The following is a 25057-nucleotide window of genomic DNA, read 5'->3' as shown; positions in this document are numbered from 1 at the left end:
TAAAAAGTAATAAAAAGGACGTGCGTTATGCTCGTCTTTTTTTATGTATATTCTACTTAATCCGCTTAATATTATTTTATAATTTATCCTGATTAATGCTCATTCTACTTAGCTATATTTGGAATATAGTTTTTCAATATTTAATAAAACCTTGGTATTTATCTATATTTTAAAATTTAGTTAAGAAATAGTTACTATAGCATTAAGTTTAGCTAATAGTTGTTGATTTATTGTTATTAGTTTTCCTTGCATATTTAATTAACATATATTAAATTAGTTAGTACAACTATTAGAATAAATTTAAAATGTTAATTAAGTTATTGATATTTTAAACAAATCTTAAAAAACTACTGTTTTTTTACATTGTTAGTATCAGTTTGATTATAAATTGGTATTGTGGTAATTGAAAAAAAATTTGTATAATTTGCCCCTGTCTTAACAAAAAATTATTATTTCAAGGAGTAAAATTATATGGCTAACGGTTCAGCAGAAAAAAAACCTTATCAAAAAGCTTTAGACAAAGCAAAACTCAGAGAGGCAAGCTTCCTTTTAAGAAAAATTGCACATATCTGTGAAGAAGAATACCAAAGTTACACCGAAGCTGATGCACCAAAAATGGAATTCATTCAATTTTTACCTCATCTTATGACCTATAAAAAGGATGGAGAGTTTATAGGAACTCCTAAAGAAGAAATTATAAATGTCTATGGCTTAGAAATCGAAAAATTCGAGACTTCTGTAAAGCAAAAAGTTTTTGCTCGCAATGATCCGCTTTTTAATAGTTATAAATTATCGCTAAAAGATGTACACTCTGATCTGACTTTAAGAGACAGATTAATTAAATTTTGTGTGGCGGAAAGCTCTGATTTAGAAGATCAATACACTCTTTGCTCAGACAATTTTATAAGCTATGCTAAAAGTATTATTGATTAATCTTATAATAATACTTTTTAATCTATATTATTCGGTAAGAACTAAAATTATAATCAAATTAATTAATCTAGGCTTTATAAACAACTGGCACGTAAAGTAATAATTTAATTCTTACCTTCCTTCATAAATAAATTTTTAATAATTTAATAAAGTTTTTTAAATGCTAAAAAAAATATTGGTATTATTAATAGTGCTGGTACCAAATTTTGCCAGTGCCAATGATAGTTTTTATGCTAAAGTTGGGCTTGGATATCTTAAGCCTAATAAAAATTCCAGTTACAGTGATAGTACGGGAATGCATAAAAATAATTCGTTTTTTACCAATAATTACCTGTTTGATGCTGGCATCGGTTATCAGGTAAGTGATGCAATTGAGGTTGGCTTAACTTTCCAACATGGAAAAAGTAGATTAAATGCCGGCTCATTAGGTGATACTGCTCATCCTATTACTACCGTAGATGAGAATGGGAATCCAATAAGAATTGATAGCACACCGTTTGCAGCATCTAAACTAAAAATCACTACTACGGCTTTACTTGCCAACGTTAATTATAATTTAGGCAAAATCTATAACTTTTCTCCTTATATATTTGCAGGAGCAGGTATGGCTCGACATAAGTACCGCAGTACCGATTCACAGGTAAATTGTTTGGAGGAAATTTCCAATTCATATAGAGCTGTTGACTATAAAATACCGGGTAAAGTGCAAAATAACTTCGCGTGGAGTGTAGGAATTGGAGGGCACCTGCCGATTAACGAGCAATTATATTTGGATTTAGCATTGAGATATTATGACTACGGACAAATAAAAGCTGAAAATAAAAAATATATAAACGGCATAATGATTGATAATGTCGGTACTGCAAAAGTTAAAATTAAAGGCGCTATGTTTTTGGTAGGAATTACCGTTAAATTTTAACCATGTTACTCGAGCTAAACCCAAAATTATTTTAAAGTAAAAAACATTAATATTCAGGTCTCTTTTGCAGTATTAAGCACAAATTTCGTATAAAACCAACTTAATCCGAGTAAACTAAACCCTAACCCGAAAAAGGAAAATACACGATATAACCCGGAAAGCTCTCCGGCATCATATAAAAATACCTTGCCGATTACAGCAGCCATAACGATTAACGATGAAATTCTTATCATTCTATCATTTTGCATTGTGCCTAAAAATAATAATCCTAAGCCGAATATCAGCCATACTATGGAATAGGTATATATTTCCGTATTACTTGCTTGGAAGCCGTTCAGATATGAACCTTGGAAGAATTGGCGTATGTTGAGTGTGACATATGCAAAAGATAATATCATCATAAGTGCATAACCATAGCTTACCCAACTATTTTTATTAACCAGTGGAAAATTATTAATAAAAACGCGAATCCAAAAGATCGGCAGTGCATATACTATTAATAGAGAGTTAAAGATAAGAAACCCTCCGACGGGTTGAGATGAATATAGCGGATTATATATAATCAGGTCATAACAACAAATTCTGAATACCGAGATAGCATAAAGCGTCAGGCCGCTTAAAATAAGTCCGCGGCGGTTTTCATGTTTGCCTAAAAATATACTTGCTAATCCGATAACGAGAAACAGATTAGTTATTATTCCGCGCTCAAGAAAACCGGCAGCTTTGCTCAAGAAGCTTTGATCAGCAGTTTGGAATAGATAGCGAATCACACAATAACTTGTTAAGCTTAATAATGCTACAGTAGCTACGTCAAATACATTATTCAGTGCCCCGTTTTTCTCCTTAGGTAACAAATAATTGGTAACCAAAAAGCAAAGAGCCGGCAAACCTAAGTGAAATAACGGAGCTTCTGCAATTGCTTTACCTTGAATCGGCCAGGTAGAAAATAGAAGCTGACAAATAAATGAGGTTATTAACATTAAGCCTAATATCTTAAATGTACGGCTTAAAAACCATATAGAAATACAAGCAGTAAGAGTTATTAGTCCGTAAGTATGTGAAAAGAAAGTTCCGACGTTGTCAATATTTTTTGACTCATAAAATTGTGTATTAAATATATGATGAAAGTTTATTCTTCCTAATATGGCAAATATTTTTGGTATAATTAAAGCTCCGAAAATAAAAGCAAGTGCAGTAGTAATATGTTTTAAAGCTTTTATGTTAGTTCGAGTATTAATCCAGGCAACAAACATCATTTGCAGTGCAATAGCAACATGTAATGAATCATAACTGACAACGGCTGCAAAGCTGATCGAGATGAAAGCAGTGCAGAGTGCAGCGTATATTGTCGAAACATGTTCTTTATAAGGATGGTTTTCGGGTATCCTGCTTTGAACTTGCTTAAATATGAAAAAAGCAAGCAAGGCCGGCAGTAAAGCTATGCCGCCCCATAAATATGATATTTTCCCGGCGGAAAAAGAAAAATTAATATTATAGCAACTTACAATATAATATCCGATACTACTCACTGCAAACAGCAATCCCCAAAGTCTCGGATCTCTGCTTTCCCATTGCAGAAAATAGGAACTACCCATGTAAATTAGGGAAAATAATAATATCATAAATATAAAATGGCTAGTCTGATCATAATTCCAAAACCACAATAAAGCGATACTGATTAAACATGATATAAAAGGAAATTTTCCGTAAAGTTTCTGGTTAAAATAAGCAAGGCAGATTGTGCCTAGCGATAGTAAGCCGAATAGCCCCCATTCCATTGCGCTGAAATTACTATGCGTAGTAATAACCGCCATTAAGCTTAAAGCTCCGCCGATAGTAAAATAATTTAAAGCTGAAATATTATTTCTGGATTTAATGTCAGCAGTATTAAGGCTATCACGCTCATCTTTCGATAAAGCAATGATGGTGCCGCTTATTGCAATCAAGAATAATGAGAGCCATATGGTATCAAAAGCCCTGGTATAACCGGCAAACAACCAGAATATTACCCATAAGAAAGCGCAAAGTACTACCGGAACTGCTAAAAACCACCAATACTGCTTTTTAATCACTACCATCAGTCCTGTTAGCACAAAATATAAATATAAAAACATAACGGGAGTATCAATACCTTGAATACCCACCATTATCGGAGTTAAAAATCCGCCTACCAGACCTAAAATTGCAATCGGTGCACCATGTCCTAATGATAAAATAATTGCAGTTAAGGTGATGATTGTCATACCTGTAAGGCCGATCATAACGGGTATAAGATTATAAAGTGTGACAGCGCTGAAAATGCATATATAAAGAGAAGCAATGCCCGCGCCCGAACATGCTTGGGCTATACGTTTTCCATTGGCTAAGTTAGTTTTCTCTCTGACTATATGCCCGATATATAACATTCCGATACCGAAAAAGATACCTGATAACACACGAGCAGCAGGTGTTACTAAACCAAGCTCAATTGAATATTTTACCATGTAAAAGACGGCTAGTATTAGTGCAATACCGCCGATCCACACGGAAAGTTTAGTTCCGAATTTGTGTTCAAAGCTCTCTTGTGGTTGTATCTTCTCATTCACTTCTTCATCGGCTCTTATACTGCTCTCTATATCTTTCGGTATTTCCTGATGTAATGTATTAAAAGATACCGTATCTTCTCTGATCTGTTGATGTGATGGAATAGTGCCTGCTTTAGGCTCTTCTAAGCTTTCATCTTTTAAAGATAGATTTTCTTTAAGAAAAGTTTTATTCTCTGATTTTAATAGGGTAAGAACTCTTTGTAATTCATTTTTCAGAAAGCTGATTTGTTTTTCTAAACTGCTAATTTTAAGATAGTTTAACCAAGTTACTATTATACTTATAATGATAATAATATGATATGAGAACCAGTCCCCAAAATAATTCATAAAAATTCCCTTCCCTTATTAACTATATTTATAATAATTTTTAAGCTTTTTAGCAAACTATAAAAGTTTATTTACCATGCGACTTTATGTTTTTCTAAGCCCTTTATATCAAACCTCACATAGCAGCGGCTAACCCTAAGTTCATTATTACCGGGCTTAGAAATTAACCCCTTAGCTTTACTTTCAAGCATAAAGCCTAGCTTTTCGGCAACACGAGCACTTTTTATATTTTCATCATCGCAAATAATAGTTATGCGTCTCAAGCCTAATTGGTGAAAACCATAAAAGATAAGTGCGGTTACAGCTTCAAAAATATAGCCGTTATTTTGATGCAGCTTATGGCAATAATAACCGATCCCTGCGGAAGGGATATTCCAGTCAATTTTATGCAAGCTGCAACCCCCGACTAATAAATCATTATGAAAAATAAGGAAACGAAAAGCTTTCTTTAAAATAAATTGAGCATAAAACTCACAAGCATTTTTTTCACTATCAACCTCAGTTTTTACACTACTAACCCACGGCAGCCATTCACCAAGTGCATCCCTTGATTCCTCCACCAGGTTAAATAGTATTTTACCGTCTCCGGGCATCATCGGGCGCAAGATAAGCCGCTCGGTTTTTATCGGAAATGGTGTATTGATAAGAAGCGGCTCCTTAATCATAAATTAAACCTAAATTACATATTTTTAAGTTTTTCTTTTAAAGACATGTAATCTATTTTTCCGGCGCCTAAGAGAGGCATTTCCTCAATATATATAACTGATTTAGGAATATATAACTCCGAATAACCTTCTTTGTTTAAAAAGCGAATAATATCCTCTTTTGCCGCTCCTTCCTTATCAGTAAATAAAATGATGCTTTCACCTTTTTTAGGGTCATCCACACTTAGTGTGCCGTGAAGGTTTTCAGGCCATAGTTTAGTTACCGCTTCTTCAATGGCTGCAAGTGAGACCATTTCTCCGCCGATCTTAGCAAATCGCTTAGCACGACCTAATATAGTTATGTATTTATCCTCATCAACCGAGACTATATCTCCGGTATCATACCATCCTTCATATGTTTCATCTTGAGTAACATGAGCAGGCTTTTGTATAATCCCGGGTTTTTCAGGCCTTAGGTAACCAAGCATTACATTAGGTCCATTGACAATAAGTTTCCCGCCCTCATTGATTCCTTCAACCGCCTCGAGCTTATAATTTATATTCGGCAGTATTCTACCTACAGTGCCAGGCTTATAATGCATCGGGCTATTAACCGAGATTGCCGGAGCAGTTTCAGTTGCACCATATCCTTCTAAAACTCTTATACCGAATTTTTCCTGCCAAATTTTTCTGGTTTCTTCCTTTAATTTTTCTGCTCCGGCAAAAACATACCTTATGCTGAAGAAATCATAGGGATGGGCATATTTTGCATATCCGGCTAAAAACGTATCGGTTGCAAAAAAGAAAGTTGCATTTACTCCGTAAACCATCTCGGGAATTATCCTATAATGAAGAGGGGAGGGGTAAAAATAGGTGGATATACCATATAAGAGAGGTAAAATCATACCTGCCGTCAGCCCGAATGAGTGAAATATCGGAAGGGCGCTAAAGAGTTTGTCGGATGATGTGAAATCTATTCTTGAGGAAAGCTGTTTTAAATTAGCAATTATATTTGAATGGCTTAAGACAACTCCTTTCGGCAATCCTTCGGAACCTGAAGTGAATAGCACAACCGCCGGATCATTGGCATGAGGTAGTTTTTTATACTTTTTCTTAGTAAAATAGTGCTGGTAATAATAGAGGGGGAATAATGATTTTAATATTCCTTTAAATTTATTATAGAATTTAATCTCCTTACGTAAATCCTCTAAGTATACAATTTCTATATCATGTTGATTAATTTCTTCAATCATGTGCTCCAGGCTTGCTTTTTCAATAAAGACTCTGGAGGTATAAATAATTTTTATTTTAGCTGTTTTGCAGCTGGAAATTAAATTTTTGAGCCCAGTGGAAAAGTTAAGCATTGCAGGGACTCTGCCGTATAAAATGGTTGCAAAAAATGCTACTACCGTTCCTGCGGCATTAGGCAGTAAAAACCCGACATAATCTCTATAATTAGTTCTTGCTGCAATTCTTTTTCCTAATATAAAGCTGCCTGCACAGATCTTATTATAAGTAAGAGAGTTTTTATTAGCATCCTGAATAATGGTCGTATTGCCACCGAATTGCTCTTTAGCATGAACAAAACTTTCAAAAAGAGTTTGAGTGTTTTTTGTGCCACTAAACATCATTTCAGTCATAATATCATACAGCATATTACCAATTTCATGTCTGCGATCTCTTCCCATAAGGTCATGAGCTGCGCTAAGCTTTTGCGGTTTTAAAATATGCATTCTGATCTTAGGGAATAACCTTAAGCGCAATTTACCGTGCATGCGGGAAAATACACTATACTGAGGGCCATCCAGCCTTATCGGAAGAAGCACTGCATCAGCTTTATCCGCTATCATACCAGGACCTTCGTAAATCTTCATTAAAGATCCGGTGACTGTAATTCTGCCTTCAGGAAATATAACTACAGGCGTATTAGATTTTAACTTATCGATTAACGTTTTAGTTGCCATCGGATTTGAAGGGTCGACCGGAAAAGCGCGTAAAAAGGTAAGGAAAGGTTTTAGCCACCACTTACGGGCAATATATGTATCTATAGCAAAAATAAGCCTATCAGGCAGTAATGCACCGATTAAAATCGGGTCAATAAAAGAAGCATGGTTTGCAATAATCAAAACTCTTTTTCCGGCTTTGTGGTAATTCTCCATCCCTTCGATTTCTACTCTATAAATAAGTTTTAATGCCATTTGGAAAAAGTTTTTAATTACGGTATCCGGTAAAATTTGGCAGATATAACTTGCGGTAAAGAAATTAGCTACCGCCAGAATAAATAGTAGTTGCGGTTCCGAAAGCCCGATGGCAATCAGCGCCATAGTTATTGAGCTTGCAACTACCATAAAAAATGAGCTCATGATATTACTTGCGGCAATTGCGCGCGAACGAAATTCTTTTTTAATTTCGAGTTGTAATAAGGCATAAAGGGGGACTATATATATTCCGCCCGAAACTGAAATCATAAAAATATCAATAAATGCTCTAATACCGTCAACATTAGAAAGAAAATAATGGATACCCCCAAGGTAATCTTTCTTCTCAAAAATGGTGGAAGTCCACCATAAATCAAGAAAGAAAAAGCTCATTACCATCATTGAAGTCGGCACATATTTAGTTGTGATTTCTTCTTTTAGAAGCTTATTACATAGCATGGATCCCACACCCGTTCCAAAAGAAAAGGCGGCAAGCAGAAGGGTAAACACGGATTCATCCCCTCCGAAAACTTCCTTAGTTAAGTTGGACATTTGAGAAATTAAAACACTGCCGATTAGCCAAAACCAGGAAATACCTAGAATTGCCAAGAAGGCACGGCGGTGTTTACGGGTAAAAGTTATACACTCTTTAGTTTCTAAAAATAAGTTGACGGAAAGTTTTATGCTCGGGTCGGATACGGTTGAATTGGGAATGAAGAGGGCAAAAACATATGATATAACAGCTGCGGCAAGGATTATAAAGCAGATCAGATATACATCAAAGCTATCATGCGAGACAAAAAGTCCGCCGAAAGTAACTCCAAAGAGTATAGCTACGAAAGTAGCGGCTTCAATAAGACCGTTTCCGAGTATAAGTTCACTTTTCTTTAAGCCTTCCGGGAGTATACTATACTTCACTGGGCCGAATAATGCCGCTTCAACTCCGGTTAAGAAAATAGAGAATAACAAAATAAAATAACTGCCGGTAAGAAAGCCGATGACGGCAATTAGTGCGACTATAATATTAATTGCTTTAAGCCATACTATTAAACGGGATTTACGGAACTTATCCGCCAATTTTCCGCCCGAAGCAGAGAAAATACAGAACGGCAAAACAAATAACGCCATGGAGAGCGTAATTAGAATTGATCTGCTTATCTCGGAGATTTCAGCAATATAATAAGTGACCAGGGTTGTAAAAGCCGTTCTTACGAAGTTATCACTAAAGGCAGACAAGAATTGACAGATGAAAATAGTCAGGAACCGTCTCTTGCTGAGTAATGAAGTAGTCGTTGAGGACATAAAAATAATTTTCTTATTATCTTTTCAAGGTATATACATTTATCACAAATTTACTTTATTAAAACATTTTAAATTAATCGGCGTTCATTTATAAAAGTTCTGGATTTAATTATAAAGATGTATTATAAAGCACACTAAAGAATAATTTAAAGTAATATATAATGGCAGTACCTAAGAAGAAGACTTCGACGTCAAGAAGAGATAAAAGACGAGCTCATGATGCTTTGAAACCGATTAATGTTTCTTTTGATAAAAATACCGGTGAAGCAAAGCTTCCGCATCATATTTCTTTAAAAGACGGGATGTATAACGGCAAGCAAATCTTAATTAAAAGAGAAAAACCTACGGAAGATTCAGCAAGCGAAGCTGCTGAGGCATAAATTGATTTAATAATATTATGTCCCAAAGGATAGTTATAAGTTTAGATGCAATGGGAGGCGCGAATGCGCCTCGTGCCGTTATAGAAGGGGCAAGTATTGCTTTAAGTAAAAACCCTAATCTTTATTTTAAGATTTTTGGTAACCAGCAGTTAATAGGCAATCTATTTGAGCAGTTTCCTATACTTAAAGAAAACTATGAGTTCATTGAAACGGGAACTTATATCTCTGATGACGAGCAGCCGATTAAAGCGCTGAAAAACGGTGTTAACTCAAGTATGAGAAAAGCAATCGATGCAGTTAAGGAAAATGCTGCGGTAGCTTGCGTATCTTCGGGAAATACTGGTGCATTGATGGTAATGGCTAAAATGGTGCTTGGGGAGCTTCCCGGTATAAAGCGGCCGGCGATTGTCGGAGTGGTTCCGAACCTAAACGGAGGCACGGTTATGTTGGATTTAGGTGCCAATGCCGAATGTGATGAAACTAATTTGTTTCAATTCGCCTTAATGGGAGATTGTTTTGCTAAGATCATTCTAGATAAGAAAACTCCGAGTATCGGGCTTTTGAATGTGGGTGTTGAGCAGATAAAAGGAAGAGAGATAGAAAAGAAAACTTATAATTTGCTTAAAAAATCCGGTCTTAATTTTATCGGCTATGTAGAAGGGCATGATTTAACTAAAGGCGTGGTTGATGTCGTGGTTACAGACGGGTTTTCAGGAAATATAGTTCTTAAAACTGCGGAAGGAACGGCAAGGTTGTTGATGCAAATCATGAAACAAGGATTCCAAAACAACTTATCATCTAAGCTCGGCGGGTTATTGGCTAAAAAGTCATTGAAGGAAAGTTTCAAAAATGTTGACCCGAATGTTAATAACGGGGCAATGTTTATCGGAGTAAACGGTATAGTTGTCAAAAGTCACGGCGGCGCTGAAGCTATTGGTTTTGCCAATGCTATCAACGTTGCTTATGATTTAGCTCAACGCAATATCAACCAGGAAATCATAAAAGAGCTTGATATTCTGCAAGGTGAAATGAGTTTAGGTCAAAATATAGTTGAAAAAATTAAGAAAACTTCAGCAAGAATTTTAGGTATTGGTTCATGACTAACTGTGCAGTAGTTGGGGTAGGGGCATATTTACCTCAAAAAATTATTACCAATAATGATTTAGCGCAAAGCGTTGAAACTACCGATGAATGGATTGTAAGCCGTACAGGAATAAAAAAACGCCACATAGTTGAAGATGAACTTACCTCCGACCTTGCTGCAAAAGCAATTTTGAGTGCTTTGGATTATGCAAATTTGAGTCCTAATGACCTGGACGGCGTTATTGTAGCAACTGCAACACCTGATCTCATTTTTCCTTCTACAGCAACAAGCGTTCAGTATAAGATCGATATGCAGAAAGGATTCGCTTTTGACATTAGCGCAGTGTGTAGCGGGTTTATATATGCTTTATCAGTTGCTGACTCAATGATTAAAGCAGGTAACCTTAAACGTATAGCAGTAGTTGGAGCTGAAGTACTTTCAAAAATAGTTGATTGGAAAGATAGATCAACTTGTGTGCTGTTCGGTGACGGAGCAGGGGCGGTCATACTTGAAGCGACCAAGGAAAAAAATAGAGGAATATTAGGAACCGAGATTCATTCGGATGGAAGTTTAGTCGATATTTTGAAAGTAAACGGCGGGGTTATAAAAGGTAATCCCGGAGCAAAGATTGAGATGAACGGTAGGGAAGTATTTAAAAATGCAGTTGAGAAAATGTCTTCGAGTGCGACTAACTTACTTAAGACTCACCAAGTAGATTTTTCCGACATTGATTGGATACTCACTCACCAAGCTAATTATCGCATTATGCAAACAGTAGCACAAAAGTTAGGTATAGCAGAAGATAAAGTGATTATGACGATTGATCAGCATGCAAATACCTCTGCTGCTTCTATTCCTCTTGCTTTGGATGTGTACGTGAAAACCGGAAGAGTTAAAAAGGGTGATCTTATATTAATGACTGCGGTCGGTGCCGGGCTCACTTGGGGAAGTGCATTGGTTAAGCTTTAACAGCTGTTAGTACTTTTAAATTTTTATAATTTAATTTTTTGAATATAGAGACAGGACTAAGAATTAGTTAGTAAACGAAATATTCTAGCCCTGTTTTCACTAACTTGTTTAAGCTCCTCTTCCTTGCGATACTTCTGATAATATAGCTTTTTGAGCTTTATAATCCTCGGTAAACCTACCGAAAATTTTGTTTTTATTTAAACAGTCAGTAATTTCCGGCTGCATTTCCGAGCTATTGTATTTAGCCGGATTTTTATATGCTGCTTGTATTAATAAAGTATCAATATATATATCAAAACCAAAGTAAAGGGGTGTGCGACATAGCTCACCTAACTCGGGGTGCTTTACATAAATAAAGTTAATAAGATATTTTAAAAAGTCAATTTTGTTTTCGTTAAAATTCTTATCCTGCTCTTCTTTAATTCTATTAAAATCTTTAGAACGTGAAGCTTCGTAGAAATTTTTTAATTTAGTATTTTTATCTTCAGATGAAGAATTTAGAAGAAATCTATGCAATTGAGTATGCGCTTCATTATATTTTTTTAAGCTAGGATCACTATTCGGAAATAAGCAATTCGTTAGAACTGAAGAGCCTTCCCAGCTTTGCTTAATGAAGAAATTATATGCTTCTTCAAATTCTTCATATTTAACATGCTGGAATAGTTTTTTTATTACCTCTCTATCATTATCAAATTTTTGGCGTGATTCTTCTAAAATATTATCAAAAATAGAAATTGGTGTATTTAGTGGATCCAACCTTGGATCTAATAAAGCTTTATCTAGTGAGCGCATTGGTTTTAACCGTAATATAAATTTATATTGGTAGTTTTATATATTATTTAATTATTTAAGTAAATAATATATAATATATAGATTATTTACTGCATTTTATTTAGTAAACAAGCGATAGATAGTCCTGCTTTATAAAAGATTAATATAAATGATATCTATTTTATTAAAGTTTATTAGCCCTAACGTTAATATGATTCAAATTAAGTGCCTTGTTGCTCTGAATAATTACTAATATTTTTTATGAGTAATATCTAGCAAGTTTTAAACTAACTTCTATACCTTCAAGCTCGGCTTCTTCCTCATAAACTTGCTCTTCAGCAAATTTATCCGAGGTGATTTCAACACATAAAGTTTGCTCTTTGATATATTGATCCCATGCTTTAATAGCTTGAGTTATATTTTCATCACTTGAAATTAAGGATACCTTAATACGCTCGGTTATTTCCAGATTAGCGCTCTTTCGCGCCTGTTGAATTAACCTGACAATATCGCGTGCTATTCCTTCCAACCTTAATTCTTCGGTGATATTGAGATTTAATAATACAAGTGCATCATTGCTTGATAAAGCAGTGATTCTTCCCGCAAACTCAGCTTTGGGTTCTAACTTTAGCTCAAATTCATCTTCTCTTAATTCTTCGCCACCAATTAATAACTTGCTGTTTTCAAATTTCCAGTTACCTTGCTTGTTGGCACTGATAATATCCTTAACTTTTTTAGGGATTCTCTTGCCCAGAACGGGAAATTTGATTTGTAATTTATAAGTCGCATAGTCAGTGATTTTTGATTTATCAACGCTATTCCAAGCTTTGACGTTAATTTCATCTAATATCAAATGGCTGAGTTCATCGGAGATAACATTTGCCGCAACCCCAATAAATGTAACTTTAGCAAGCGGCTGCCTAACCCTAATCCCTGATTCGCTTCTGATATGAAGTGCAGCCGTGCAGGCATCGCGAACTCTTTCCATGTCGGAAATCAAATCTTCATCAGCTTTATACATCGCCTGATCAGGAAAGCTTTCTAAGTGAACGCTACCCCGATTATCATTTAACCCGAGATAGATTTCTTCAGTGATTAAAGGTAGTAATGAAGAAACCGCACGGCAAATTAAATTTAAAATACTATAGAGTGTATTATAAGCATCCAGTTTATCCTGATCATGCTCGGATTTCCAAAATCTTTCACGTGAACGCCTGATATACCAGTTGTTAACCACCTCAAGTAAGTTCTCGACAACTTTAGTTGCACTCGGAGTATCGTATTCATCCATTGCTTTTTGAATTAGCTCTATACTTTTAAAGCATTTGGATAAAATATATTTATCCATTAAGTTTTGTGAGGAAAGATCAAAAGTTGCTCTTAAATTATCGGCATTGGCATAAAGCGTAAAAAAGTTATATGCATTCCATAAGGGCTTGATTGCAGCTCTTAAGCTTTCTTTCATACCGCGCGCATCTTTATCAATCACTACTTCCTGTCCGCGCATAACGGTTGAAGAAACCATATACCAACGCATTGCATCCGAACCTAAAGTATCAAACACTTCATTTGGATCAACATAATTTTTAAGACGTTTAGAAAGCTTTTGCCCTCCGTCGCCTAAAATTACTCCGTGGCAGATGCAATTTAAAAATGCCGGCCTATCAAATAATGCAGTTGATAACACAGTTAACGTATAAAACCATCCACGTGTTTGCGCTAAGTATTCGACAATAAAATCGGCAGGGAAATTTTCCTCAAACCACTGCTTGTTCTCAAACGGGTAATGCACCTGAGCAAACGGCATCGAGCCACTCTCAAACCAGCAATCCAGTACATCGGATACCCGTCTCATCATAGATTTACCGGTCGGGTCTTTCGGGTTAGGTCTTGTAAGGGTATCAATAAAAGGCCTATGTAAATCTTTTACTTCTACTTTGAATGCTTCTTCCAGCTCTTTTATTGAACCATAAACTTCAATATTAGGGTATTTCGGATCATCACTTTGCCAAACCGGGATAGGGCAACCCCAAAACCTGTTGCGCGAAATTGACCAATCACGTGCGTTTTCTATCCATTTCCCGAATAAACCGTCTTTAATATGACCCGGAATCCAATTTATCTGCCGGTTATTCTCAACCATCTTATCCCTAATTGCAGTCACTTTTAAATACCATGAGGGAACTGCTTTATAAATAAGCGGTGTATCAGTACGCCAACAATGCGGATAGTTATGCAGATATTGTTCGGTTTTTATCCAATTACCTTGCTCTTTTAATGCTTTAATTACCGGGTCATTGGCATCAAAAACTTGCAGACCTAGAAAATCTTCCACCGGATGAGTAAATTTACCGCCGTTATCGACCGGACAAACAACTTTAATGTTATTTTGCTCACATAATATTTGGTCATCCTCACCGAAGCCGGGGGCGATGTGAACGATACCCGTTCCGTCTTCTGTAGTTACAAAGCTACCGGCAAGAATTCTAAATGCGTTCTCATGATTTTCAAAATATTTAAAGAGGGGCTCGTATTCTAAGCCGATTAATTCCTTACCTTTTATTTCTAAAGTAACATTATTACCTAATTCTTTTTCGTATTTATGCAGTAGAGCTGAAGCAATGATATAATGTTCGCCCTCTTTCTCTACACAAGAATAATCAATATCTTCGCCGACTGCCGCTGCTAAGTTCGAAGGTAATGTCCAAGGCGTCGTCGTCCAAATTACGAGTCTGCAGGATTTGCCGGCCAGCTTTTGAGGTACTTTTTTAAGCTTCAATGTTACCGTAATCGCTTTACTGCTTTTTTCCCTATATGAGTTATCCATCCTGGTTTCAAAATCCGAAACCGGTGTTTCACATGCCCATGAATAAGGTAAGACACGTTGAGATTCATATAATAACCCTTTGTCGTAAAGTGCTTTAAAAGCCCATAATACACTTTCCATGAAGTTAATATCCATGGTTTTATAATCATTTTCAAAATCAACCCAGCGAGCTTGCCTGGTTACATATGTTTCCCATTCTTTGGTGTATTTTAGTACCGATTTTTTGCAGTAATCATTAAATTTATCTATCCCGTACTCTTCAATGGCTATCCTTCCGCTGATGCCTAATTCTTTTTCGGCTCCCATCTCAGCCGGTAAACCATGGCAATCCCAGCCGAATCGGCGCTCAACTTTTTTTCCTTGTGTTGTCTGGTAACGAGCAAATATATCTTTGATAAACCCGGTAAGTAAATGACCGTAATGCGGTAACCCGTTAGCAAACGGAGGACCGTCATAAAATATAAAATCTTTATCCCCTTTAACCGACTTTTTAAAAGTATCTTCCTCCTTCCACTTTTTAATGATTTTTTCTTCAAGGGTTGGGAAATGAGGATTGGAATTAACTTCAGGATAATGCATAGGTTTATTTGTCATACTCTTCTTAACTTTTTATAACAACATCTAACGCAATATAACTTAAGCAGTTGGTATGGTCAATGATCTTAGGCATCTACATTTTAATATTAAAATGTTTGACGTTTAGCATTAATTGTAGCTCTTATAACAAGTTCATTACTTATTTTAGTAACATAGTAACTTAACTTATGCACTATTAGTAAGCACAATAGTAATTTGAGGCAATTTATTTTTAGAGGAAAGAGAGATATGGTTCCGAATTATATTTTAAATTGTGATTTAAAGACAATATTTAAGACTAATACATTTAAAATATGTCGAATTGAGGATAGTTTTACCGATAAAAGATATTATTATGTAGTAAATTTTAATGAAGCCCTATATACAACAGAGATAAAAGACTTCTTTAAAATATCCGTTAATGATTTAGAAGAGCCTGTAGCAAAGGTTAGGTACAATTCGGTTTATAAATTAAATTCCAAGGAATTAATTATTTTTATAAATACCCCTCCTCAATTAGTAAGAGAAAAAGTGTTTAATGATAAAACAATTTATCCTTATACCATAAGTTTTAAGATTGCCAAATACCATGCTTATATAAGCATAAGGGAAAAAGAGACCAATCTTACCGTTGATTTCGGCTTGGCACCTGCAGTTTACGGTAGTATATTTGGCGCTTCATATATCAGAAATGAAACTCTTTACGATAACAAGCACTTTAAAAAAAGAAAAAGGGAAGGATTTGGACAAGAAGACTTAGATGAAGTATTTGAGAGAGAGGAGCGTGACCATGTTGTTGATTGGGCATCGATGTCGGTTGAAATTGATCTTACTGACGAACAAGTTATGAAAATAGAAAATTTTTTGCATCAAGCAAATAGCGAAATGCATGAAAACCATTATTTTTTATTTGGGAAAAATTGTGTTGATTTCACTAATAAAATTTTTGCTTTAATATTTGGCAAAGGCAGTTTTATAGAATATTGTATGGATGATAGCTTAGAATTGCAGGATAAAGGAGTGCTATACGCTTTTCTTTCGGCCTATCCTGAAACAGCCCCTAAATTTATACCTCAAATATTAAGCGCTTTAATTCATTTTAGTACTGGAAAAAATTTATTGGAGTTTTTAAATACTACTTATTTAAGCTTAAATAATCATTCAAATAAAGTTTTATTAAATATAATAGATGCTGTATCTGTAACTTCTTATAAAAAAAAGGGGTTTGATATTGTAAACGAGATATTTTTTAAGGATGATGAGTGTTTAAACGATAATGTAAATACTAAACTACATGTAGCTGCATATAATAACGATATAGAATTTTTGAATAAATTATCTCTCGATTATTTATTAGCTAATAAAAATAATATTAATTGCCTTGGTGAAAGCTCATTACATATTGCAGCAAGCAAAAGTTATATATTTACTAAAAAACTCCTAGAAGTAAAAGCAAATCCTAATTTCCCCAATACTAAGGGTTTAACTCCCCTTCATAGTGCTATCACTTCGCAAATGAATGGGGAGGAAAAATATCAGATAGTTGAAGCTTTATTGGATGCAGGAGCAAATCCTAACCTTCTTGATATTACAGGTTTTAATAATCCTTTAGTTGAAGCTGTTAAAAATGACGACGTTGAGTTATTTAAATTAATATTAAAATCTTGTTATTTCAGGACAAATTTAAGAGAAATTCCTTTCTCTATACAGTATGGATATAATTTTGGAATTAAATTTACTAATCCAGATGGAAAAAACCTTGCACGTATTGCTGTTGACAAAAGTAAAGAGAAAATGAAAAAATATTTTAAAATAAATCATTATGAACTATTTAATCAAAAAGCTAACGATGGTCATACTCCTAGGGAATTTGAAAAAAAGCTGAGAGATTGGTCGAATGGTGAGTTAAAGTATCATTTTAAAACAATAGAATTCCCTTTTAAATATTACCAAAAGCAAGATGATTCGGAAAAAAATATATTTGAAGAGCAAGAATATATTGTAGTAAACGGAACTTTTCATTCCTACGCTATTATGTATACAAGTTCTACAGAATAATTTTTTCATTATTGTAAATACGCTTAAAAATTAGCTCTCAGAAAAGGAGCAAATTAAAGCAAATTATTTGCCATTAAGTTAGCATAGTAACATATAATTATTTGAATTGACGAGTTGTAACAAATTTATTAATTATCGAGTTAGTATTGTATTTAATAAGCATTAGAAATTTATGGCTCTTGATTTAAACACCGCACAACAAAGATATTTTATTCACATGACGGAGGCCGGTAAACTGGAGGCAAGAAAAAGCTCAGGTGCCAATATCAGAATATATGATATTGATGATGAGATAACCGGTATAAAAAATCATTATGTTATCGGGCTTAAAGATAGTCCTTCTCTGAATATAGAGGAAGAGCAAACCTTAAAGCTGCTCTTAGAAGGTAAAACAGAGCCTGTCGTTAATGACGGATATAACTCGATGATTAAATTAGATTCAGGTGAATTGGTAATCTTTAGAGATACGCCTTCCGATATAGTGCGAAAAGTATTGAATGATACAACTGAATATCCTTATCTAATGAGCTTTAGAATTGCTAAAATGCATCATTATATCAGTATACTAGAAAAGGAAACCGGTGTTTCATATGAATTCGGTGTTGCCCCAAAAACATATAATAGTATTTTTAGTACACCTTATATAAGAAATGATACTCTTTATAATTTAAGACATTTTAAAGAAAAAAAGTATCCTAATAATATATCTCAAGAACATGGAAAAATTTTTGAGACTCTTTATTCTAAAGATATTCTTGATTCTGCATCAATATCAATTAATCTTGATTTAACAGCTAAACAAGCTCAAGATATCGAAATATTTTTAAGGGGGGAAAATAGCAAATTATCTGAAGAATGGTATATGCATTTTAATTTTTATATTCTATTTAGTAATAATTGTGCTGATTTCGCTAGTAAAATTTACAAAAAATTATTCGGCAATGGTCATTACGGTGAGTATATTATTTCTGAAAACTTGGATTTTAATGATAAAGGGGTATTGTATACTTTTATTTCTTCACGTCCAAATAAATTTTTTCAGCTTCCCTCAGAAATTATGGATGGTTTATCCGATACAGCTTTTGATAAAAGCTATTCAGAGATATTAAACGATATAATGTTAAGTTGGAGAGGAACCTCTTTATCTCAGATTTTGGATAATGCATCAAATGCTTTATATGGTAATTTTTATATAGAAAATATTTCTGAGTTTTTTAAGCAATACATTTTTGAAGGTGAGTAGCTACCTTGGTAACAGGGATATCCAATATTTCCTTTATTCCCGTACCGGAGAAAATAAATATGCTTATGATGAAAGCTTTTATGGTAATACTAGATTGCATGTTGCTGCATATAACAATGATTTATATTATCTTAAACAGCTTTCAGCAAAAGAGCGGTTTATTATTGATGCAACCAATCAATTTGGGGATAGCCCATTACATATTGCGGTAAAAAAAAGCTATGAGTTTGCTATAAAATTATTGGAAAAAGGAGCTAATCCTAACACTTTCAATAAGAAAGGCTATACTCCGTTGCATTATGCTATATCCTCAAATTGGAATGAAGAAGAAAAACTGAACTTAGTCAAAATTTTGCTTGAAAAAGATGCTAATCCTAATTCCGTTGATAACACTGGTGATTTTAATGCTTTAGTTGAAGCGGTTAAAGCTAATTGTAGCGTAGGGCTTTTTAAGCTAATTTTAAGTTATTGTAATAAACCTGTTAATATAATAGGAGGTTCTTCCGGTATAGGAATTAACTTCACCGATACTCAAGGAAAAAATTTAGCACGCATTGCAGTTGAGCAATCAAATGAACAAATTAAATCTTTTCTTAAAGAAAATTATTATGATTTGTTTAGACAGAAAACCGTTGATGGACAGACCATAGAAGAGTATGAAGCAATAATGGAGAAGTGGAAGAAGGGAGACCTTAAATATCCATACGAACAGATAGAATTCCTTTTTAAGTATAATCAAAAAACCTATGATGTTCACAAAAAGAAAACTACAAAGCATCAAAACTCCAAATATGAACCTGCTTTTTCTCATTCCGAAGAAGAAAACTATTGTGCCAAAGAAAATATTTACGAGAATTATGAGTATATTTGGATATAAAAAAATAAATCCGATAAGAGCATAATTCATGCGGCAGTTGCTTTTTCCATAATTTTCATTATCGTATAATTAAAGAATATAAAGATATACATATGAAATTTTTTATTGACAGCTGTGATATAAAGGAAATTGAAGCCTTACATGAATTGGGATTGGTTGATGGGGTGACTACCAACCCGTCACTGGTTGCAAAGACAGGAAGAATATTTTCTGAAGTTATAAAAGAAATTTGTCATATAGTTAAAACTTCAGTTAGTGCTGAAGTAATATCCACCGACTATTCGGGAATGATGAAAGAGGCTGAAGAGCTACTGAAGATAGGCAATCATATTACTATTAAAGTTCCGCTTACCTGGGATGGTTTAAGAGCTTGTAAAACATTAACTGATGATGGGCATATGGTTAACGTTACGCTTTGTTTTTCTTTAGCTCAAGCATTGCTTGCGGCGAAAGCAGGTGCAACTTACATATCTCCTTTCGTTGGGAGACTTGATGACGTGGGGCAATGCGGTATGAATCTGATTGCCGAAATTTGTGAAGCTTTCCAACATTACCCTAACATCACTACCCAGATATTAGTTGCCTCGATCAGAAGCCCGCAACATATCATAGATGCTGCAAGGATGGGAGCTGATATAGTGACCGCCCCGCCACAGATAATTAAGCAGATGTTTAACCATCCTTTAACTGATAAAGGCTTGGATATCTTTTTAAATGATTGGAAGCGGGCTTATGAAAAATAGGATTTTCTCAATCATTTTTATAAGTTCTTTATCAGTTATAAATACAGCTGTAGCAAAGGATAACCTTAATGATCTGACGGCTTATATGAAATATCTAACTGAGAGAGATACGGTTTTAGCGCAAAATATCGCGAATGCAGATACACCGGGATTCAAACCTAAGGATTTATCGGACTATAGCCAAAGTTCTTTGCAAGGAATGAAGCTTACAACTACGAATTCAAAACATTTAAGCTTAGAAGGAGAATCTAAGTTCCATGTTATGAACAGTGAAATACTTGAGTTAAAACCGAATGGAAATGCTGTAACTATTGAACATGAGCTGCAAAAGAAGAGCGAAAATGCGGTTAAATTGCAGGAAATAGCAAATATATACAGTAAATCTAAAGGAATGTTGAAAACTGCAATTACGGGGCACAATTAACCATATATGAAGCGGGGGAGGGGGATGCTGAAATTTTTTGCTGTATTTAATATATTAGCTATTGCTTCATATGCCGGTGAAGGAGATAGCCTTAGTTCTGCGGTTGCTATATCTGTAGCCGGAATGCGTGCTCAAAACGAGCGGCTTAAAATTATTACTCAAAATATTGCTAACAGCGAAGTAACGGGCGCTAATCCGAATGAGGATCCATACCGCAGAAAGCAAATAATTTTCAAAAATGTATATGATGATAACTTAAAGGCAGTAACGGTAAAAGTTGATCGCATTACTCCCGATAAATCCGATTTTATTTTAAAATATGAACCTAACCATCCTGCAGCCGATGCAAACGGGTACGTGAAATATCCTAATATAAATAATGTAATTGAGTCCGTTGATGCTAAAGAAGCACAACGGACTTTTGAAGCAAATTTAAGCGCTATGGAAATAGCAAGAGCAAATCAATCCAAAATAATTGACCTGATGAGGTAATAATAAAATGCCTACAAGTAAAATTTCAACTAATCATTTTAATAAGGCGGTCAATGCTTATAACAAAGCATTGACTAATAATAAGGCAATTGCCCCGAGCAAAGAACAACAGCAGATAGCACAGCCGCTTAACGTGCTTAGAGCAGGGGATGTTATTGATGTTGTGAGCAAGCAATCGGCGAGCTTTTCCGGTTTAGTAAGTGAGATAGTAGCTCCTCAGATAAAAAAGATTCAGGAAGGTGAGAAAAAATCTACGAAAGTTATTAACTCTAAAGAAGATTTAGTTGAAGTTGCGGCAGCACTAAATAAAGCTGAAGGCGCACTTCACTTGCTTGTGACTGTTAGAGATAAAGTTATCAATGCCTATCAGGAAATTTTAAAAATGCCTTTATAGGGTATAGCTAAAGCACCTATTTAAGTAATAACTGTTTTTCTTACAACGCACTATGCCAGACATTATTCCTCTAATTTAAACAAAAAACGGGCTATAATAAATATAGGTATATTTTTATTCAATTTTCTCTTATTAACTAGGAACAAAGTGTATGAAAAAAATATATTAGGAGAAAACCTATGACCGCTCGGAAAGATATATTAAAACCTATTATTATGTTTTCCAGCCATGCTGATCCAATCGCACCTAAGCTGATTATAAATGAGTTACGTAGTTTATACGATAAAGGATATAAAGTAATCTGTTTAGAGCTTGATAAGCAGAAACCCGTAAATTATTTTCTGAACCAATTAAAGGCTTTAGAGAAAGCTATTGAAAAAGAGGGCGCGGTACGCGATTCAATCTCGGCATTAAAAACCCTTATTATAGAAGGCCGTAAAATTGGGTTTAAATTTGCTAATATAGATCCACAGTCCTTAAATTGAAAATAACCATCCGATACAAGATTTATTGGATAGCAGCGCTTACAGTAGCGAGCAATATCATACTGAGTTATAAAGGTATAGTTTTTAAGTAAAGTAAAAACGGCAAAATCAAATAAAAATAGTGGGAAGCACGCGCCTAGCAGCCATTTATGGCGCGTGCTCGAATAAATGACATAGTCATTTATTCGCAAACTCAGTTTAATTTTTTATAGTTTAACTATGCTCCATGTATGTAGGATATTCAACTTAATACACTATATGTGTAAGGTACTAAACTTAGCTTAGTATAGCATTCCGCAAAACAATAATAACTTAAAGATTACGAAAAAAGTAAAACTCAGTATTCTGTAGTGAATCAAAGAAGGAAAGGAAGATGAAACAAGTTAATTTTTAACTGCCGAATCAGCAAGAGATACTATAGGAAGATATTTATTAATATAAAAAAGAATATTTTTGAAAGGTTATAAAATAATTATTTATAGATTTAGAAAAATTTAATTATTTTGTAATGGTGGGTCTGGGAGGAGTTGAACCTCCGACCTCACGCTTATCAGGCGTGCGCTCTAACCACCTGAGCTACAGACCCATTACCATCTTATTCAGATGGAGTGATTGAAATAAAAATTCTGTTTTTTACTTTACGACAGAACTCAACTCTGCCCTCAGATAATGCAAAAAGCGTATGATCTCTTCCCATACCCACATTATCACCGGCATAAAACTTAGTGCCTCTTTGTCTTACGATAATATTGCCCGGAATTACGTGCTCACCGCCGAATTTTTTAACTCCAAGTCTTCTACCTATGGAGTCTCTTCCGTTCCTACTACTACCACCACCTTTTTTCGTTGCCATTTTTTATCTCCCTTAAATCCAGACTTAGGAAACTATCTCTTTGATCTTAAGCACTGTAATTAATTGTCTGTGCCCTTGCTTTCTACGATAGTTATGCCTACGTTTTTTCTTAAATACAATAATTTTATCAGTTTTTTTCTGCTCTAATACTTCCGCTTTTATCATAGCATTACTAAGAAGCGGGTCACCAATTTTATCACCAGCGGATAAAACTTTATCTAACTCAATCACTGAACCGACTTCACCTTGAAGTTGTTCAACTTTGATTACATCACCTACTTTAATATGATATTGCTTGCTTCCTGTCTCAATTACCGCAAACATACTTGCTTCCAAATTGTTCAATTGAGCTTACCTTTTACATTCTTCATCAATAAAAGTCAACTAGTATAAGTAGGATTTTTTTAATAACTGATAATAATATAGTATAATAAGTTTTTATTGTAATTAAGTTTGCTTTGATATAAAAAATAATACTTGTTTTGCCCCTGTGGTGGAATGGTAGACGCGGTAGACTCAAAATCTATTGTCCTTCGGGACATGCTGGTTCAAGTCCGGCCAGGGGCACCATAAAATTCTTTTCCTTAAGAGTTAAATCTGATGTAGTATTATAATATATATACTATAATGGATTAGAGCTGAGAATTAATGAGAAATAGAAAAGGTTTTACTTTACTGGAAACTTCGATTGTGCTTGTAATAATAGCACTAATTTTCAGCCTAGTCACCTATGCAGCCGGTCTTATTAAGCAAACACAAACAAAGTCTCTAATTACCGAATTAAGTCAATATCAACAAATTATAGAAGCTTTTAGAACTCGGTACTTAGCTCTTCCGGGGGATTTCGCCAATGCGTATTATACTTTTGGTAATGCTTGCTCCTCGTCAGCTTCCGATTGCAATGGAAATTCCAACGGGATTATAGAGGGAAATAGTACAGTAAATGATGTGGAAGCACTAAGAGCATGGCAGCACTTATATCTGGCAGGGCTCTTAAGTACTGCTTATCCAGGGGTCGCAACTGTGAGCGGCCAATCAGATATCGGTGTGAATATTCCCCCTTCGGCATGGCCAAGTGCAGGTATAGAACTAAATGCAAGTGCAACTTCACAAAACGGCACAAGCGGTAATGCAATCCAAGTTGCCGGATTTACATCTTCTTCCGCAGCAAAATCTCCTGATATAATGACTCCGCTTGATGCTTGGAATATTGATTCCAAAATTGATGACGGAATCGGGCAAAAGGGAAAAATAATAGGGTTTAATAGCGGCTCCAGCACTACCTGTGTCGGTAGTGATAATTTAACTTATAATTTAAATCTTACTACTAAAATATGTTATATAAAATATTTATTATACCCTGATTTTAATAGTTGAAAGAAAGTCTTAATAGTTTCTAGTAAAGTTAGTGAGTTTATAATAATATTATAATATTATTATAAAGGCATCTGAAAGCAATTTTAAAAACGAATCAAAGCATTTAAAGAGTTATATTTAACTTAACAGGAAAATCCTAATCTTTACCTATACACAAAATCATATAAACACCCAATCACACAAAAAATTATTTTTACCTCTTGAAACAAATTTATTAACCCCTATATAAGTAATTACAAAATTTTGTTTTAAATTAATAATCCGAGGTAAATTTATGGAAGTTAGACCATTACACGATCGTGTTCTAGTTGAAAGATTAGAGCAGGAACAAAAAACCGCTTCAGGAATTATCATACCTGATACCGCGCAGGAAAAGCCTATGCAGGGAAGAGTGGTTGCCGTGGGTAAAGGTAGCATAGATGAAAAAGGACAAGTTCGCCCGTTGGATGTTAAAGTCGGTGATAAAATTATGTTCGCTAAATGGGGCGGAACTGAAATTAAGCTGGAAGGTAAAGAATATTTAATCATGAAAGAATCCGATATTCTTGCAATCATTGATGCTGCGTAAATTATAAAAATTATAGAGGTAAAAAATT

At 34.6% G+C, this 25057-nt stretch carries 22 protein-coding genes and 2 tRNA genes; 16 read left to right on the top strand and 8 right to left on the bottom strand.

Annotation, left to right across the window (positions count from 1 at the left end):
- Nucleotides 1-471: 471 nt before the first annotated feature.
- Together I862_RS05070 and I862_RS05065 are read left to right on the top strand one after the other, a co-directional pair.
- Nucleotides 472-933: a hypothetical protein gene (locus I862_RS05070; protein ID WP_038539614.1), complete on the top strand. Its 462-nt coding sequence runs from the start codon at nucleotides 472-474 to the stop codon at nucleotides 931-933.
- 160 nt (nucleotides 934-1093) lie between these two features.
- Entirely contained in the window at nucleotides 1094-1852 is a 759-nt protein-coding gene (locus tag I862_RS05065) for an outer membrane protein (RefSeq protein ID WP_038539611.1), read from the top strand.
- 53 nt (nucleotides 1853-1905) lie between these two features.
- On the opposite strand, the gene I862_RS05060 is transcribed toward I862_RS05065, so the two are convergent.
- From I862_RS05060 to I862_RS05050, 3 genes are all read right to left on the bottom strand, one after another.
- Nucleotides 1906-4764, bottom strand: coding sequence for a DUF2339 domain-containing protein (locus I862_RS05060; protein WP_038539608.1), 2859 nt, complete (start codon nucleotides 4762-4764; stop codon nucleotides 1906-1908).
- A 71-nt stretch (nucleotides 4765-4835) separates the two neighbouring features.
- Nucleotides 4836-5429 carry a GNAT family N-acetyltransferase gene (locus I862_RS05055; RefSeq protein WP_052646477.1) on the bottom strand — a complete coding sequence of 198 codons (594 nt, stop codon included), beginning with the start codon at nucleotides 5427-5429 and terminating at the stop codon, nucleotides 4836-4838.
- 14 nt (nucleotides 5430-5443) lie between these two features.
- A complete protein-coding gene (locus I862_RS05050) occupies nucleotides 5444-8908 on the bottom strand; it encodes an acyl-[ACP]--phospholipid O-acyltransferase (RefSeq protein WP_038539604.1) in 3465 nt (1154 codons plus the stop codon).
- A 161-nt stretch (nucleotides 8909-9069) separates the two neighbouring features.
- Here I862_RS05050 and rpmF point away from each other — a divergent pair, with 161 nt between their 5' ends.
- Genes rpmF through I862_RS05035 form a run of 3 tightly spaced genes read left to right on the top strand, consistent with a single transcriptional unit; the run spans nucleotide 9070 to nucleotide 11341 of the window.
- Nucleotides 9070-9288 (top strand): 50S ribosomal protein L32, encoded by a 219-nt coding sequence (gene rpmF / locus I862_RS05045; RefSeq protein WP_038539601.1) that lies wholly within the window; start codon nucleotides 9070-9072, stop codon nucleotides 9286-9288.
- Between the two features lie 17 nt (nucleotides 9289-9305).
- Nucleotides 9306-10388 (top strand): phosphate acyltransferase PlsX, encoded by a 1083-nt coding sequence (gene plsX / locus I862_RS05040; protein WP_075260593.1) that lies wholly within the window; start codon nucleotides 9306-9308, stop codon nucleotides 10386-10388.
- Nucleotides 10385-11341 carry a beta-ketoacyl-ACP synthase III gene (locus I862_RS05035; protein ID WP_038539598.1) on the top strand — a complete coding sequence of 319 codons (957 nt, stop codon included), beginning with the start codon at nucleotides 10385-10387 and terminating at the stop codon, nucleotides 11339-11341. Before plsX ends, I862_RS05035 begins: the two co-directional genes overlap by 4 nt.
- A 108-nt stretch (nucleotides 11342-11449) precedes the next feature.
- Here the strand turns inward: I862_RS05035 and I862_RS05030 are convergent, their stop codons facing one another.
- Both I862_RS05030 and ileS read right to left on the bottom strand, forming a co-directional pair.
- On the bottom strand, nucleotides 11450-12133 hold the full coding sequence (locus I862_RS05030; protein WP_038539595.1) for a hypothetical protein: 684 nt from the start codon (nucleotides 12131-12133) through the stop codon (nucleotides 11450-11452).
- 238 nt (nucleotides 12134-12371) lie between these two features.
- Nucleotides 12372-15533 carry an isoleucine--tRNA ligase gene (gene ileS, locus I862_RS05025; RefSeq protein ID WP_038539592.1) on the bottom strand — a complete coding sequence of 1054 codons (3162 nt, stop codon included), beginning with the start codon at nucleotides 15531-15533 and terminating at the stop codon, nucleotides 12372-12374.
- A 231-nt stretch (nucleotides 15534-15764) separates the two neighbouring features.
- On the opposite strand from ileS, the gene I862_RS05020 reads away from it, so the two are divergent.
- The 8 genes from I862_RS05020 (at nucleotide 15765) to I862_RS04985 (ending at nucleotide 22231) form a co-directional block, all read left to right on the top strand.
- The gene (locus tag I862_RS05020) at nucleotides 15765-17573 is read left to right on the top strand and encodes an ankyrin repeat domain-containing protein (RefSeq protein ID WP_038539589.1); all 1809 of its coding nucleotides are present in this window, start codon (nucleotides 15765-15767) and stop codon (nucleotides 17571-17573) included.
- 172 nt (nucleotides 17574-17745) lie between these two features.
- Complete coding sequence (locus I862_RS05015) at nucleotides 17746-18816, top strand: hypothetical protein (protein ID WP_038539586.1); 1071 nt, start codon at nucleotides 17746-17748, stop codon at nucleotides 18814-18816.
- Nucleotides 18809-19693 (top strand): ankyrin repeat domain-containing protein, encoded by an 885-nt coding sequence (locus I862_RS05010; RefSeq protein ID WP_158499272.1) that lies wholly within the window; start codon nucleotides 18809-18811, stop codon nucleotides 19691-19693. The genes I862_RS05015 and I862_RS05010 overlap by 8 nt, the downstream gene beginning before the upstream one ends.
- A 92-nt stretch (nucleotides 19694-19785) precedes the next feature.
- Complete coding sequence (gene fsa / locus I862_RS05005) at nucleotides 19786-20436, top strand: fructose-6-phosphate aldolase (protein ID WP_038539581.1); 651 nt, start codon at nucleotides 19786-19788, stop codon at nucleotides 20434-20436.
- A complete protein-coding gene (locus I862_RS05000; RefSeq protein WP_038539578.1) occupies nucleotides 20426-20860 on the top strand; it encodes a flagellar basal body rod protein FlgB in 435 nt (144 codons plus the stop codon). Before fsa ends, I862_RS05000 begins: the two co-directional genes overlap by 11 nt.
- 24 nt (nucleotides 20861-20884) lie before the next feature.
- Complete coding sequence (gene flgC / locus I862_RS04995; protein WP_052646476.1) at nucleotides 20885-21352, top strand: flagellar basal body rod protein FlgC; 468 nt, start codon at nucleotides 20885-20887, stop codon at nucleotides 21350-21352.
- Nucleotides 21353-21359: 7 nt separating this feature from the next.
- Nucleotides 21360-21746 carry a flagellar hook-basal body complex protein FliE gene (locus tag I862_RS07895; protein ID WP_052646475.1) on the top strand — a complete coding sequence of 129 codons (387 nt, stop codon included), beginning with the start codon at nucleotides 21360-21362 and terminating at the stop codon, nucleotides 21744-21746.
- Nucleotides 21747-21925: 179 nt separating this feature from the next.
- Nucleotides 21926-22231, top strand: coding sequence for a hypothetical protein (locus tag I862_RS04985; protein ID WP_038539575.1), 306 nt, complete (start codon nucleotides 21926-21928; stop codon nucleotides 22229-22231).
- 509 nt (nucleotides 22232-22740) lie between these two features.
- Here the strand turns inward: I862_RS04985 and I862_RS04980 are convergent.
- The 3 genes from I862_RS04980 to rplU all read right to left on the bottom strand — a co-directional run bounded on the left by I862_RS04980 (nucleotide 22741) and on the right by rplU (nucleotide 23408).
- Nucleotides 22741-22817, bottom strand: a tRNA-Ile gene (locus I862_RS04980).
- A gap of 9 nt (nucleotides 22818-22826) precedes the next feature.
- Entirely contained in the window at nucleotides 22827-23084 is a 258-nt protein-coding gene (gene rpmA, locus I862_RS04975; protein ID WP_038539572.1) for a 50S ribosomal protein L27, read from the bottom strand.
- A 24-nt stretch (nucleotides 23085-23108) separates the two neighbouring features.
- Nucleotides 23109-23408 (bottom strand): 50S ribosomal protein L21, encoded by a 300-nt coding sequence (gene rplU / locus I862_RS04970; RefSeq protein ID WP_038539569.1) that lies wholly within the window; start codon nucleotides 23406-23408, stop codon nucleotides 23109-23111.
- Between the two features lie 160 nt (nucleotides 23409-23568).
- Between rplU and I862_RS04965 the strand changes: the two genes are divergently transcribed.
- From I862_RS04965 to groES, 3 genes are all read left to right on the top strand, one after another.
- Nucleotides 23569-23654: transfer RNA gene (locus I862_RS04965), tRNA-Leu, on the top strand.
- Nucleotides 23655-23732: 78 nt separating this feature from the next.
- Complete coding sequence (locus I862_RS04960) at nucleotides 23733-24461, top strand: type II secretion system protein (protein WP_038539566.1); 729 nt, start codon at nucleotides 23733-23735, stop codon at nucleotides 24459-24461.
- Nucleotides 24462-24735: 274 nt separating this feature from the next.
- Nucleotides 24736-25029 carry a co-chaperone GroES gene (gene groES, locus I862_RS04955; protein WP_038539563.1) on the top strand — a complete coding sequence of 98 codons (294 nt, stop codon included), beginning with the start codon at nucleotides 24736-24738 and terminating at the stop codon, nucleotides 25027-25029.
- Nucleotides 25030-25057: the final 28 nt, after the last annotated feature.

The organism is endosymbiont of Acanthamoeba sp. UWC8, from assembly GCF_000730245.1.
Classification (GTDB): domain Bacteria; phylum Pseudomonadota; class Alphaproteobacteria; order Rickettsiales; family Midichloriaceae; genus Jidaibacter.
The sequence above is the reverse complement of the archived record's forward strand: the minus strand, read 5'-3'. Positions and strand labels throughout refer to the sequence as shown.

Coding starts and splice junctions, on each gene's coding strand:
- I862_RS05070 (WP_038539614.1), top strand. CDS start 472: ATGGCTAACGGTTCAGCAGAAAAAAAACCTTATCAAAAAGCTTTAGAC.
- I862_RS05065 (WP_038539611.1), top strand. CDS start 1,094: ATGCTAAAAAAAATATTGGTATTATTAATAGTGCTGGTACCAAATTTT.
- I862_RS05060 (WP_038539608.1), bottom strand. CDS start 4,764: ATGAATTATTTTGGGGACTGGTTCTCATATCATATTATTATCATTATA.
- I862_RS05055 (WP_052646477.1), bottom strand. CDS start 5,429: ATGATTAAGGAGCCGCTTCTTATCAATACACCATTTCCGATAAAAACC.
- I862_RS05050 (WP_038539604.1), bottom strand. CDS start 8,908: ATGTCCTCAACGACTACTTCATTACTCAGCAAGAGACGGTTCCTGACT.
- rpmF (WP_038539601.1), top strand. CDS start 9,070: ATGGCAGTACCTAAGAAGAAGACTTCGACGTCAAGAAGAGATAAAAGA.
- plsX (WP_075260593.1), top strand. CDS start 9,306: ATGTCCCAAAGGATAGTTATAAGTTTAGATGCAATGGGAGGCGCGAAT.
- I862_RS05035 (WP_038539598.1), top strand. CDS start 10,385: ATGACTAACTGTGCAGTAGTTGGGGTAGGGGCATATTTACCTCAAAAA.
- I862_RS05030 (WP_038539595.1), bottom strand. CDS start 12,133: ATGCGCTCACTAGATAAAGCTTTATTAGATCCAAGGTTGGATCCACTA.
- ileS (WP_038539592.1), bottom strand. CDS start 15,533: ATGACAAATAAACCTATGCATTATCCTGAAGTTAATTCCAATCCTCAT.
- I862_RS05020 (WP_038539589.1), top strand. CDS start 15,765: ATGGTTCCGAATTATATTTTAAATTGTGATTTAAAGACAATATTTAAG.
- I862_RS05015 (WP_038539586.1), top strand. CDS start 17,746: ATGGCTCTTGATTTAAACACCGCACAACAAAGATATTTTATTCACATG.
- fsa (WP_038539581.1), top strand. CDS start 19,786: ATGAAATTTTTTATTGACAGCTGTGATATAAAGGAAATTGAAGCCTTA.
- I862_RS05000 (WP_038539578.1), top strand. CDS start 20,426: ATGAAAAATAGGATTTTCTCAATCATTTTTATAAGTTCTTTATCAGTT.
- flgC (WP_052646476.1), top strand. CDS start 20,885: ATGCTGAAATTTTTTGCTGTATTTAATATATTAGCTATTGCTTCATAT.
- I862_RS07895 (WP_052646475.1), top strand. CDS start 21,360: ATGCCTACAAGTAAAATTTCAACTAATCATTTTAATAAGGCGGTCAAT.
- I862_RS04985 (WP_038539575.1), top strand. CDS start 21,926: ATGACCGCTCGGAAAGATATATTAAAACCTATTATTATGTTTTCCAGC.
- rpmA (WP_038539572.1), bottom strand. CDS start 23,084: ATGGCAACGAAAAAAGGTGGTGGTAGTAGTAGGAACGGAAGAGACTCC.
- rplU (WP_038539569.1), bottom strand. CDS start 23,408: ATGTTTGCGGTAATTGAGACAGGAAGCAAGCAATATCATATTAAAGTA.
- I862_RS04960 (WP_038539566.1), top strand. CDS start 23,733: ATGAGAAATAGAAAAGGTTTTACTTTACTGGAAACTTCGATTGTGCTT.
- groES (WP_038539563.1), top strand. CDS start 24,736: ATGGAAGTTAGACCATTACACGATCGTGTTCTAGTTGAAAGATTAGAG.